This window comes from Phormidium tenue FACHB-1050, from assembly GCF_014696925.1.
Taxonomy (GTDB): domain Bacteria; phylum Cyanobacteriota; class Cyanobacteriia; order Pseudanabaenales; family Pseudanabaenaceae; genus Pseudanabaena.
On the sequence record NZ_JACJQY010000017.1, the window covers coordinates 1 to 13,087 of the forward strand.

Genomic DNA, 13,087 nt, shown 5'->3' on the forward strand with positions numbered 1-13,087 from the left:
CCAGATGGTCTATGTCTTGTACGTCTATCTCTGGCATTTGGCTATTTTGATTGCTCTTTATTAAAAATACCTTATTTCAAATTTAACCTGCTGAATCTAGGTTTTAAAACAATTACCAAGCAAAGAGAAAGGCGGTGCTTCGCACCGCCTTTCTCTTTGCCTAATATAGCAACGCAAGTTTTGCTTAGGACATAAAACCCAAGAATCGAGTGGCGGCGCTTTGCGCCGCCACTCGATTCTTGGGTTTTGGTTTGTACTAGCTAACTCTTTTTTTTGCTATATCAATTCATGAAAGTGTGACAACACTTTTGTGAACTAAAAACCAAACCCAGTAAGGGTTTAAAAACAAAAAAATGGCTTAGCCGTTTTTTGTTTTGGTATTAGTAATCATCCCTCACTGCAAACGTAATCGTTTGTTTGGTCACGACATTAATAACTGTACTTGGTTCAATCACTGTCACCTGCGGTGCTGTCACATTACCAACTAGCACCGAAGCAGCCGCACCACCAAGAATATCGATGATCTGCACATTGCCACGCAACACGCCACCAAGAACCGCACCTGCGGCTCCACCAATTCCAGCATCGGTCAAAATTGCACCCGCACCAGTTTCGCGCGGATCTTTCATGTCATTAATCAACGCTGATTCACCCTGAAGTCTTACAGTTGAACCTCGACTAGTAAACCTTTGGGCAATAAACCTAGAACCTCCCTCGGCAGGTACAAACTGTCCCTCGATCACTGCCCCCGCAGGAATCAAGACCGTCCCATTGTTTACTGCTATGTCTTGGGCAACTAGCAGACTTGCATTAACAGTTTCTCCCTTGTTGATATAGAGAGTGTCTTGGCGATTGATTTTAGTGGCGATTGTTTGACCAGCAGGTAAACTCAAGGTCGAGCGAAACACTTGAGCAACTTGATTAGGAGATTTGGTTTGTGAAGGTTGAGGATTAGCAAATCGAGGTTGGGCGACCTGTGATTGATATCTAGCTTGCGATCGATAACGAGGAGCCGCAGAGCTTGGACTTGCCATCAATAAGGAAGTTGCAGCTACGCTAATTAACATGCTGACAGATGAAATGGCTGCTAATTTTGAAATATGTTTAGCGCTCATAAATGCCTCTTGGGGATGCCAATAGAGTTCTATCTAGATATGACTAACTGTAATTTATTTTGTTCCAATCGCGATCGCCTTGATCATTACATTGGTTGTCAGTTGAATGTGACATAGAAGGTGTAGGGGCAATTCATGAATTGCCCCTACACCTTCTATGTTTTTTTGTGCATGGGGCATTTGAAAACTGCCATACAGCAATTTTCAATCAAACTACAAAGTATGTCCCATGCGCTTAGGAATTGCCTCATTAAAGTTTTTAGTAATTTGCGCTAGGGATACAGCGATCGCCTTCTCTTTCCCCACCACGATCTCTAAATTCTGATCTGCATCACTTACATTGCCGATATGTTGCCAATTATTGCCTAACTGATTAGTGAGATAGGTTTCCCATGCATTGCGATCGCTATCTTTGACAGAAACGACAATTCGACTCGCACCTTCACCAAAGAGAACTTGAGTGAGATGTTGACTTTCAGGATTAGCGAGTTGAATTTGTGCCGTTAGTTTTCCAGAGATGCTTGATTCGGCGATCGCCACGGCTAGCCCACCTTCAGCACAATCATGAGCCGACTTTACTAATCCTTGGGTGATACCTTGACGACAAGCGAATTGCACTTTACGTTCTAGGTCAAAATCAACGGATTGTGGGCGACCTGTCACTTCCCCAATGACTGAAGCAAGATATTCTGAACCAGCCAAACTAGTGCGATCGCTACCGAGTAGATAAATCGCATCGCCCACGGATTGCCAACCCTGACCGCAAACCTTGGTGACATCCTCGACTAAGCCAACCATCCCAATTACAGGAGTCGGATAAATCGGTTGAGCGTTGCCTTCGGAGTCAATGGTTTCATTGTAGAGGGAGACATTGCCACCAGTCACAGGCGTTGACAACTCGCGACAAGCATCGGCAATTCCCCGACAAGCTTCGTGAAGTTGCCAATAACCGATCGCATTTTCAGGACTGCCAAAGTTCAAATTATCGGTGACAGATAGCGGTTCAGAGCCAACGCAGGAGAGATTACGTGCGGCTTCGGCAACTGCTAGTTTTGCACCTTCGTAAGGATCGAGATAAACATAACGAGCATTGCAGTCAACCGTAGCGGCGACACCGACAAGAGAATCGATTTGAGCTTGGGATGATCCCAATTCGCCAACTCCAAAGCCTTGACTACGTAAACGAATCACCGCTGCATCGGCTCCCCCTGGAAAGATCACCGTATTATTTTGAACTTGGTGATCGTATTGACGATAGACCCATGATTTAGAGGCAATCACAGGAGTATCAAGTAATTGTAAAAGTGCATCATTCGGGGCAATGGATTTAAAGGCGGCGATCGCAGTTTTCTCTTCCCAAGCCCAAGCTTTCTTAGCATAGTCAGGAGTATCCGCTAGCTGACGATGATAGATGGGCGTATTGTCAGCGAGGGCTGTGGCAGGAATTTCCGCAGCAACTTCCCCATGCCAGAGAATCCGCACAATTGGTTCCGCTAAAACTTCTCCAGCAACTACCGCATGAAGTCCCCAACGCTCAAAAATATCAATTAGTTCTTGTTCCCTTCCCTTATGCGCCACAAACAGCATCCGTTCCTGTGATTCAGAAAGCAGATATTCATAGGGAGTCATGCCCGTTTCTCTAGCAGGAATTTTGTCTAGATCGAGAACTACACCAACACCGCCTTTAGCAGACATTTCGGAAGTAGAGCAAGTCAAACCCGCTGCTCCCATATCCTGTGCAGCAACAACTGCACCTGTTTTAAAAGCTTCCAAACAAGCTTCTACTAGGGATTTTTCTAAAAAAGGATCGCCCACTTGTACCGCTGCTCGGTTCTGTTCTGATTTGCCAGAAATCTCCGTACTAGCAAAACTCGCTCCCTTGATGCCATCGCGCCCCGTAGTCGAACCCACATAAACCACAGGATTACCCACTCCCGCCGCACCCGATTTGACAATCTCCTTGGTTTCCATAATCCCGATCGCCATCGCATTGACGAGGGGATTACGGTTATATGCCTTATCAAAATAGACTTCACCGCCCACAGTAGGAACGCCGATACAGTTGCCGTAACCAGCAATGCCATTGACGATGCCATTGACGCGACTACGCACCCAAGGATCAGAGAGTTCACCAAATCGCAGTGAATTCAAAATAGCGACGGGACGTGCTCCCATCGTAAAAATATCACGCAAAATACCGCCGACACCTGTTGCCGCACCTTGGTATGGCTCCACAGCCGAAGGGCGGTTATGGCTTTCAATCTTAAAACTGATGGCAATATCATCGGTAATTTTGACCACACCTGCATTTTCTCCAGGTCCAACGAGAATACGATCGCCTGTGGTGGGAAATTGCTTGAGTAACGGACGCGAATTTTTGTAGCAGCAATGCTCTGACCACATCACACCAAACATCCCTAATTCGGCTTTGTTAGGTTCACGACCAAGGCGATCGCAAATCATTTGATATTCATCAAGAGTCAAGCCCTCAGATTTAATTTCGGCTGCGGAAAATTTTGGTGTGGTACTGGCGGTCATGGTTAGATCTGGGACAATCATTTACTTGCAATAATCATCTTATCGCAACACCCTATTTTTTGCTGTAGTGCGATAGTCGGCTTCTTTGCAGATTTTGGTTCATCCGTTAAGATGGAAACACTAACTCGCAATTAAGTTGAAAAATATCATGTCCGATCGCCTGAAATTTTTCCGCAGGCTGATGTCAGCTTTTGAAGGTACTTCTAATCCTCAGCGTGCTGTCGAGCGAGGATTTTATGTCAATCTGCCAAATAATCCTGTGTCAGTGATTACTGCTAAAATTGCGCTCCGTCCCTCTTCGGTACATTTATTATTTGGTGGTATTGGATCGGGGAAAACAACGCAGTTACTGTTAACACAACAAGCTTTAAATGAATTAGAAGATATCAAAGCTATTTATGTTGATGTTAGTCTTGTTGCCGACATTTCTGATCTTCAATCTGGGGCTTTAATAGCGATCGCTGGAATTGAATTGATAACAATCTTAGGTTATATCGATGATAGTAAATTGAAAAGCTGCAAAAAGATAATTGAAAATGTGGCTTATGGTTACAAAGAGACGAAAGTTATTTCATCTTTGAGCGAAAGCCTTAATACCTCTCTATCTATAATCCAATCGATGTCGCCAAGAGAAATAGTTACAAATCATAAAGGATTACTCTCTCCTGAAAAGCAGGAAAATAAAGATCAAGTTTTACAAGCTTTTTCTGAATTGCATAAGGCTGCTCGAGAAAAAATAGAAAGAGAAATAGTTTTCCTTTTTGACGGTTTAGATAGATTGAGTGACTCGCAAGTTTTTATTGACTCTGCCTTAAATGACATAGTTGAAATTAAAAATGCTGGGATTGGTTCAGTTTTAGTTGGATCTGTTGTAACGATTTATAAGAAGAGAGAAAATATAACAAGTTTCGATAGTTCATCCTACTATTTGCCCTATCTTGATATTTTTGAAAGTGGTGAAGCACAGAATTTTTTTGCAGATGTCATAACAGCGAGAGATGGTGAAAATCTTATTAGTCCAGAAGTAAGAGAATTTCTGACTTTCAAATCTGGAGGAGTCCTAAGAGATTTGATGTCTCTTTGCCAAGCTTCAATTGAGGAGGCATACATGGATGGATCAGATAGGATTATAAAACAACACGCAAAGCAAGCAGCTTTATCTCTAGCGCGTTCAAAAATAATTGGACTAACTGAATCTAATATAAGTATTCTTCGTCAAGTCATGACTGAAAAATATTTCTTCCCGCGTACAAGTGAAGATTTTGAACTGTTACTGACAGGACATATCTTGGAGTATAGATATCCACAACAAAGGTTTGTTGTTCACCCTATATTAGCTCCAATTATTGAAAGTATGGTTGTAAGTGTGACTAATGGATAACCGATTTTCTTTAGATGAATTTCTACAAAGAAATGGAGGATTAATAGATAGCAATATCTGGATGGTTCTTGTTGTTGATATTAATGATATAGAAGCAATAGTTGCAGACTTAAAAGATACTATTGAGATTTTTAGTGAATGTATTACGGGTACTATATCTGGTAAATTCGGAGCAAGAGCTTTAATTAACCAGATTAGTGAAGCATCAGAAGAATATTTTTTACTATGGGAATTAGATACTTGGGATAATAATGAATGGAAAATTTTCGATGCTTTAAGAAGTCGATTAGATAAAGGTAATAAAGGAGGATTAATTGTACTTTCTGAGCTAGCTAATGGTTTTATGATACATAACGCTCCTAACTTTGTTAGTTGGTTAGGGGCAAGAATATATTATTTACAAAAAGATGCAGAAATACTTAGTGATGAAGAATGCGATCGCCGTCTAGCTGCACTACAAGAATGGACGGGCAAAACTAATGATGAAGTGATTGCTTTAGCTGAGAATCGTCAACTACCAACCGATCCAGAATATGGAGAGTGGCTAATTTTACTTAATCGAGGTGACTTGCTTGAGCGACAAAAATAATTGGCAAACAATCTGTGCTGAGATTCAAGAACGCTCTTTAGGCAATACATATCTTGAAGTGAAAAACGCCACTTCTTTATGGGCAGAAATTTTAAAATGTTTAACAACTGCCAGTGATGAAAAGATTTTGAAAGCAAAGCAAGATGAAATTCGTAAATTGCTTAAAAAAGGTGCATCATCTCAAATCAACAAAAAAGGCTATTCGGAAATTATGGGTGGAGGAAAAAATTTCAATCGTATTCAAGACATTCCTCATTTTAAACTTCACAATGGTTGCTGGTTTGATTTTGCAATCACTATCGATGAAACTGGCAAACCTGCTCAAATTATAGGATTTGATTTTGAAATAAGGTTTCCTCAAAAAGAAGGAGAGACTAAAGTTCCTTTTCTAAGAATTGATCTCAATCTGCCAGATCATAACAACGATGAGCGAAATATACGTTTTCATCTCCATCCTAGCAATGACGATATTATGATCCACAGCCCACCAATGTCACCTCTAGAAATTCTGCATATGTTTCTTTATGGCATAAACATCCCAGACAAACCACGCTCTTCTTAAAACACTCAAAATTTTACTTTGTTGGGTTCACTATTTAGGCGATCGCAAATCATCTGATATTCAACAAGGGTTAAGCCCTCAGATTTGATTTCGGCTGGGGAAACCTTGGTTGTGATGATATTTGCAGTCATATAGCAGTCCTATATTATTTGTGGATTTTTTTGGTTTGTGGAAGGACATCCCGATGGGGTGTCCTTCCACAAACCATTTAGGATTGCTATAGATCTAGCATAGTACTGATTACACTAGTTTTATACTAGTTATTAGAAGCAAATAATCCCTAACTTCAGAGCCATATGGATACGATTCAGCAACCCCGATCCAAGATCGGTGCATTTGACAAACTGCGAAAGGCTTCAGAATTTACGATCGCGGGAGTTGAAGATTCGATTCCGTTGCGGGTACTAGTCCAAATCTTTGTATTTATTAGTATTGGCGCAATGGACTCCGTAGCGAGTTCAGGGAATAGTGCTTGGGCAATCCCTCTCAGCGCGATCGCAGGAGTCTGGGCATGGTACGCAAGGCGCAAACGTAACGTGATCGTGAAATTATTCATTGCGATCGCCATGATTGCAATGTTAGTTGTATTTTTGCGAGATCTGGTAAGGAATACAGACGAAACTAGACTATTGCTAGCGCGATTATTAATCCAGTTGCAGGTTTTGCATAGCTTTGACCTACCCCGCCGCAAAGACTTGGGCTATTCGATTGTGATCGGATTAATCCTAATGGCTTTAGCCGCCACCCTCAGTCAAACAATGGTGTTTGCACTATGGTTAATTGCTTTTTTATTGTTAGGGATTCCAATTTTATTGCTTGATCACCGATCGCGTTTAGGCGTTCCCACCAAAAGTTTTCAGCCAGAGAAAATGGGGATTTCTCTATTGCCTTTATCAGGACTACTCGCGATCGTGTTGGTGTTAGGCTTAACAATTTTTGCCTTTTTACCTCGTCTTCCAGGTTTTCAGCTACGCAACTTTCCTGTAAGTGTCAATCTTTCCGTCCAAAGAGATGTGCCTAGAGGCGACATTTTAACGAGACAACAACAAAACCAGCAACAGTCTGGCAATGGCACTAGCCCCAATGGCACTGGAGGAACAGGGAACAATAATGATTTAGAAACCTTGCCGCCATTATTTGCACCTGAAATTGACACAGTTTCTGGTTCTCAGCAAAGTAAACAGCGTCAACCTGAATTAGTGATGCGGGTGCGATCGCAAGCCGAGCTATTCTGGCGCGTGATGGCCTATGACGAATTTACAGGTAAGGGCTGGCGGATTTCGCGCAATGATCCCACCCAAATTCGCACAGTGAGACGTAATCCCTTCAATTACGAGTTTTTTGTAGCTCAACAGCCCCATGCATCCATTGGCATCAAAAAACCACTCCAACCCGTAGCTAGCCAAGATGTAGTCCAAACCTATACCATTACATCACCAAATTTTCCTAACCTTGTACCTGCGGCTTCTGTGCCGAAACAGGTATTTTTTCCTAGTGAAGAGCTAGATATTGATCCAGAGGGGATGATTCGGGGACCGGGTCCTTTGCCAGAAGATCTTACCTATACGGTAATTTCTAATGTGGTAGCCCGAGATGCTCAACAATTGCGCCAACTACCCAACGAATATCCGCGCTCAATTCGCAATTATTACCTACAAGTTCCCGCTAATTTATCTCCTAACGTGCGTAATCAGGCTCTCAGTATGATTGCTAACGCCAAAGATAATGATGGCAAACTGATCGCTTTGGATAATCCCTACGATGTCGTGGTACAGATTGCTCAAAGCGTCAAGCAAAACTACGCAATTAAACCTCTAAAATTTGATGAGTCTAAGGGCGATCTCGTATCTCAGTTTATTGAGCAGGGTGGGGGCGAGGAAAGCCATTTTGTCTCAACAATGGCAGTCATGTTGCGATCGCTAGGAATTCCGACTCGCTATGTAGTTGGCTTTGCCCCCGGAAAATTCAACCCATTTACAGGGCTGTATGAGGTGCAGAACATTGATACTCAATCCTTGGTCGAAGTTTACTTCCCTGTCTATGGTTGGATTTCCTTTGATCCCATACCAAATCGCCCCCTGTTTCCGCCATCGCTAGAAAACAATCGTACCTTTGGCGTAATCCAAACCTTTTGGAGTTGGATCGCCCAATTTCTGCCTAGTTCAGTGACCAACTTTTTTTCAGCCCTATTTGACAATATCGGTAAGTTTTTGGGTGGAGTGTTCAATTGGCTAATTGAGATGGGCTGGATTGGATTTGCCTTTGGTTTAGCGATCGCCTTTGGTATTGGTATTGGTGGCTGGGCGTTGTGGCAATTTGCGATCTGGTGGTGGCAAAGGCAACGCTTGCAAAAAATGCCGATCCCGCAGCGTACTTATCAACAAATGTTGCAATGGCTATCAGAGCAGGGCAAACCAAAATTGTCTTACCAAACTCCTCAAGAGTATGTGGCTAGCCTCAGCGATCGCGTCTCTGAGAAACAAGCCGATGCGATCGCTAAAATTACGCAGATCTATCAAGATTGGCGTTATGGCAATCAGGCGATCGGCTATAACTTAGCCGCAGAATTAAAAATGCTGCTCAAGCAGCTAAAAGCCAAAATATGACCCAAAAGTAGAGTTGCGGCGCTTCGCGCCGCAACTCTACTTTTGGGTTTTGATTGTGAAGATTTGTGATTTTATTACAAATTCTTGGCGCATTCACCGCTTTTGGTAGACTAGATGGCGAATATATTAAATTTTTTATTTTAATTATGAGTGTAGTTAGTCAAGTTTTAGAAAGAGCCGACGAAGAACTCCGTTATCCCAGCATTTCTGAGTTACAAAGTGTGCAGAACTTTCTCGCCACGGGCGCTCAAAGGGTACGCATTGCCACAACCTTGGCAGAAAGCGAAGACAAAATCGTCAAGAAAGCCACCGAAGAACTATTTAGAATTCATCCTGATTACATCTCCCCTGGTGGTAATGCCTATGGTCAAAAGCAACGTAACCAGTGCCTGAGAGACTTCACATGGTACATCCGCCTCACCACCTATGGGGTCTTGGCAGGTGATAAAGATCCGATCGAAAAAATCGGCATCATCGGTGTCCGTGAAATGTACAACTCCCTCGGTGTTCCTTTAGTCGGCATGGCTGATGCAGTGCGCTGCCTCAAAAATGCATCTCTAGCTTTACTGAGCAAAGATGATGCTGCTACCACTGAGCCTTACTTTGACTACATCATTCAAGCAATGTCTTAACGATTAGAAGGGGGCGCAAAGCGCCCCCTTCTAATTTATTCATGAATTTGTAATTCTAAAAATTCACGAATGCGTTTAATTTGAAAATCACGGGCATAGTCTAATACTTGATTGGCAAAGGGAGTAAACGTGGCATCATTTGCTTGTAAAAGTGTGACTTCATCCTGAATTGCCAGAACATCACCCATGCGAGCCAGTTGCAATAATTTCTCAATCGTCAAGTTGGGGGGTGGAATTAGAGGTTGCGCGATCGCCTCAGGCTTGTCATTACTAATATGTATGGCATTAGGATCAGACGTATGTGCATTTTCGTATTGCCATTCCAAATTGAGTAGCGATCGCATCGTATAGAACAAGGCATCTGGGTCAACGGGCTTCGCAATGAAATCATTGCACCCAACCTCAATACTAAGATTGCGATCTTGATTGAAGGCACTCGCCGAAACCATGACGATCGCAGTTTTTTGAAACATTGGCAACTGACGCAACTGCTTTGTGGTTTCATGCCCGTCCAGTTGTGGCATCACCATGTCCAACAAAATTAAATCTGGCTCAAATATCTGCGCTTGAGTAATGCAGTCATAACCATCAACTGCTTCAGCCACAATAAATCCAAGGGGCGTTAATAAATCACTTAATACCATCCGATTTTCAGTCTTATCATCGACAATCAAAATCTTGCGGCGGTCTCCTAAGTAGCCCGTAATAGAACGGCTATCGAGCATTACATGGGGAACGTGATTAGGAACTTCGGTTAACTCTATTTCAAACCAGAAAGTACTACCCTCATTTAAGCTACTCTCCACATGCAGTTGTCCCCCCATCATCTCCACAAGTTTCTGACAAATCGGTAAACCTAAACCAGTGCCAGAGTATCGCCGAGCGCGATCGCCAACTTGCTGAAATGGCAAAAAGATGTCGTCTAACTTATCAGGATCAATGCCCACACCCGTATCAGCGATCGCAAAATGGACTTTATATTTATGACTAGATTCACAGGGCTGAGTACTGACGGTCAGCGATACATTACCGTGATCGGTAAATTTAACGGCATTCCCAAATAGATTAATTAACACTTGACGCAATCGCTTTTCATCACCATACATCGTAGTCGGCAATGCTGTCAGTGGTTGATAGATTAACTGAACATCCTTAGCCCCTACTTGTAGCTGGAACATATCTGTAATACTTTGCAGCAACTTCGGAAGATCAAATTCACTCGGATTTAGTTCGAGCTTTTTAGCTTCAATTTTAGAAAGATCGAGAATGTCATTAAGTAAAGTCAGTAAATGCTCTCCACTACGTTGAATGATCTCTAAACCAGCTTTATGTTTATCAGGATCGTAACTACGTTTGAGAATTTGAGCATAGCCGAGAATTCCATTTAGGGGAGTGCGTAATTCATGACTCATATTCGCTAGAAATTCACTCTTAGCCCGATTTGCCATATCGGCAACTTCTTTAGCAGATTGTAGTTCTTCTTCAGCTTGTTTGCGATCGGTAATATCCGTTCCTACCGATAAAATTTCAATTAACTGTCCTTGATCGTTATAGATCGGCTTATTCGACCAAGTTACCCAAACCCGCCGCCCATCTTTACAAATATTCTCATTCTCGTTGAGTTGATATTTCTCAGGAGCACAACATATTTCTGAAATCATGTTTCGCAGATCTTCGCCTGATACATCTCTAGCAGAGACAAATGTATCTAATATATATGTACCGATAATTTCTTCTAATCGATAGCCAAAAAACTTCAATCCATAATCATTTAAGAAACAAATCCGACCCTGCGTATCCCATCGGAGAATAATACAGTTGGCTGATTCCACGAGATCGCGATATTTCTTTTCACTCTGTTTGATATTTTCTTCGATAATCTTGCGATCGCTAATATCTTTAACTGCATAAATCGCAAAAACCTTGCCCCCAAACTCAATGGTTTCCGAAGAGATCAGTCCCGTAAATCTTTTACCACTCTTGGTTACAAAATTCGCTTCGTAGTTAAATACTCTCCCTTCAACTTCTAAAATCGCCAACATGCGATCGCGTTCTTCTAAATTAACCCAAAGATTTAAATCAGAAGGAGCAGCACCAATCGCTTCTTCACGGGTATAGCCTGTGATCTCAGTCCATTTATTATTGACATCAACATGTTTGTAGGTTTCATTGGAGAGCAAAGCCATACCATCAGGACTAGAACGAAATGCTTTAGCAAATTTCTCTTCGGACTCTCTCAAAGCTGCTTCAGTGATTTCATGTTCCAAAATTTCCTGCTGTAATGCATAGGTACGTTCATCAACTTTTTCCATTAGAAGCTGTGAATATTCCTCGAGTCTGGTATGAGACCTTTTCATCTGGCGGCTCATCTGATTAAAGGAATTTGCCAATATTGCTAATTCCTTAATTACGCAGGAATCTTCCACCTTTTGATCGAGATTGCCATTGGCGATCGATTGACTAGCCTGACTAAGTTGAGCAATGGGACGACTGATGCGACGAGCAGCAATAATTCCCAAGATGGCATTCAATCCAAGGGCAATGAGACATAGCATCACTGTAGATATTGTATTTTCTTTAATCTGCGACATAAAGTCAGATGCAGGTACAGCCACAACAATCCGCCAATTCAATCCACTTAAACCAGAGTCATCCTGCAATTTCCCAACTTGAATAAAGTATTGCTCACCCTCAAACTTGATCATTGACTGTTGAATCTCATCGCTATTCGTTACAGGCTGTGATTTGAGCCATTCTGCTACGGCACGAGTTAATTTATTTTGGCTTTGGGTTGCTAAAATACGCTCTGATTTATTACCTAATGCCGAAGTTTCTACATCCAAATTAGAAGTTGCTACCAATTTCCCTGAAGGTTCAATAATTAATGTTTGCCCATTTTCACTAACTTTTGTTTCCTGTAAAAACTGATTGATATCGCCCAACAGCATTGACACACCCAGAACCCCCTGTAGTGAACCATTTTGAAAGATCGGCTTAATCGCAGTGATCGCAGGTTTTTCAGCAATCGAATCTGTATATACTTCAGTCCAAATACTTTTTCGAGTCTCAACTATAGTTTGATACCAAGGGCGATCTCTCAAATTAAATCTATTTTTGGGCATCAAAACTATTTGAGATCGTCCAAAATTATCAGTCATAAAAGTCAAATTAGAATTTTCTAGCGCAAATCCATCTTTAATTCTTCTTGCGCCAAAGTATTCACCAGAAGCCGTAGCCACATAAATATTACTGATACGGGGAAAGCTTTGTAGCTGTTTCCAAAAGTGATTTTGGACTTTCGATTCATCACTGGGATCGAGTTGGGATAACTCAATGCTATTGGCATTAAGTTGATTGAGCGTATAGGGAAGTTCTAAATAGGAATGTAAGCGATCTTGAACTTGCTCCGTAACTTTACGGTGGAACTGATTGGCAAGAAGAAGAATAGCCTGATGTCCATTCCGAAAAGATAACCATCCAATCAATCCGACAATACCAAAGGTGTTTAACAAAAATGGCAATGTAATTAATAAGCTTAAAGGGATTCTCCAGCCTTTACATTCGCAACGATTGGTTTGCGTAGGAATGAATCCTGTTGTCGCAGTGCTGATTACTTTAGTAGATAGAGGATTGATCTGTTTGGTCATGGGCTTTATGTTCTGCA

Annotated in this window: 11 protein-coding genes; 6 read left to right on the forward strand and 5 right to left on the reverse strand. The window is 42.0% G+C overall.

Going from position 1 to position 13,087, the window contains the following annotated elements; translation table 11 throughout:
* Nucleotides 1-195 (forward strand): hypothetical protein (locus H6G05_RS25175; RefSeq protein WP_206756216.1); only part of this gene is annotated, 195 nt, incomplete at its 5' end.
* Between the two features lie 185 nt (nt 196-380).
* On the opposite strand, the gene H6G05_RS11910 is transcribed toward H6G05_RS25175, so the two are convergent.
* Genes H6G05_RS11910 through purL form a run of 3 tightly spaced genes read right to left on the reverse strand, consistent with a single transcriptional unit; the run spans nt 381 to nt 3,653 of the window.
* Entirely contained in the window at nt 381-1,115 is a 735-nt protein-coding gene (locus H6G05_RS11910) for a hypothetical protein (protein WP_190578393.1), read from the reverse strand.
* A gap of 54 nt (nt 1,116-1,169) precedes the next feature.
* Nucleotides 1,170-1,295: a hypothetical protein gene (locus H6G05_RS25610; RefSeq protein WP_277874757.1), complete on the reverse strand. Its 126-nt coding sequence runs from the start codon at nt 1,293-1,295 to the stop codon at nt 1,170-1,172.
* 33 nt (nt 1,296-1,328) lie between these two features.
* A complete protein-coding gene (purL, locus tag H6G05_RS11915) occupies nt 1,329-3,653 on the reverse strand; it encodes a phosphoribosylformylglycinamidine synthase subunit PurL (RefSeq protein WP_190578459.1) in 2,325 nt (774 codons plus the stop codon).
* Between the two features lie 148 nt (nt 3,654-3,801).
* On the opposite strand from purL, the gene H6G05_RS11920 reads away from it, so the two are divergent.
* Genes H6G05_RS11920 through H6G05_RS11930 form a run of 3 tightly spaced genes read left to right on the forward strand, consistent with a single transcriptional unit; the run spans nt 3,802 to nt 6,185 of the window.
* Nucleotides 3,802-5,034 carry a hypothetical protein gene (locus H6G05_RS11920; protein WP_190578394.1) on the forward strand — a complete coding sequence of 411 codons (1,233 nt, stop codon included), beginning with the start codon at nt 3,802-3,804 and terminating at the stop codon, nt 5,032-5,034.
* On the forward strand, nt 5,027-5,623 hold the full coding sequence (locus tag H6G05_RS11925; RefSeq protein ID WP_190578395.1) for an ABC transporter permease: 597 nt from the start codon (nt 5,027-5,029) through the stop codon (nt 5,621-5,623). The genes H6G05_RS11920 and H6G05_RS11925 overlap by 8 nt, the downstream gene beginning before the upstream one ends.
* Nucleotides 5,607-6,185 carry a hypothetical protein gene (locus tag H6G05_RS11930; protein WP_190578396.1) on the forward strand — a complete coding sequence of 193 codons (579 nt, stop codon included), beginning with the start codon at nt 5,607-5,609 and terminating at the stop codon, nt 6,183-6,185. Before H6G05_RS11925 ends, H6G05_RS11930 begins: the two co-directional genes overlap by 17 nt.
* 5 nt (nt 6,186-6,190) lie before the next feature.
* Here the strand turns inward: H6G05_RS11930 and H6G05_RS25615 are convergent, their stop codons facing one another.
* On the reverse strand, nt 6,191-6,316 hold the full coding sequence (locus tag H6G05_RS25615) for a hypothetical protein (RefSeq protein ID WP_277874758.1): 126 nt from the start codon (nt 6,314-6,316) through the stop codon (nt 6,191-6,193).
* Nucleotides 6,317-6,481: 165 nt separating this feature from the next.
* On the opposite strand from H6G05_RS25615, the gene H6G05_RS11935 reads away from it, so the two are divergent.
* Both H6G05_RS11935 and apcD read left to right on the forward strand, forming a co-directional pair.
* Nucleotides 6,482-8,791: a transglutaminase TgpA family protein gene (locus H6G05_RS11935; RefSeq protein WP_190578397.1), complete on the forward strand. Its 2,310-nt coding sequence runs from the start codon at nt 6,482-6,484 to the stop codon at nt 8,789-8,791.
* Nucleotides 8,792-8,937: 146 nt separating this feature from the next.
* On the forward strand, nt 8,938-9,423 hold the full coding sequence (gene apcD / locus H6G05_RS11940) for an allophycocyanin subunit alpha-B (RefSeq protein WP_094530501.1): 486 nt from the start codon (nt 8,938-8,940) through the stop codon (nt 9,421-9,423).
* Nucleotides 9,424-9,458: 35 nt separating this feature from the next.
* Here the strand turns inward: apcD and H6G05_RS11945 are convergent, their stop codons facing one another.
* Nucleotides 9,459-13,070 carry a PAS domain S-box protein gene (locus tag H6G05_RS11945; protein WP_190578398.1) on the reverse strand — a complete coding sequence of 1,204 codons (3,612 nt, stop codon included), beginning with the start codon at nt 13,068-13,070 and terminating at the stop codon, nt 9,459-9,461.
* Nucleotides 13,071-13,087: the final 17 nt, after the last annotated feature.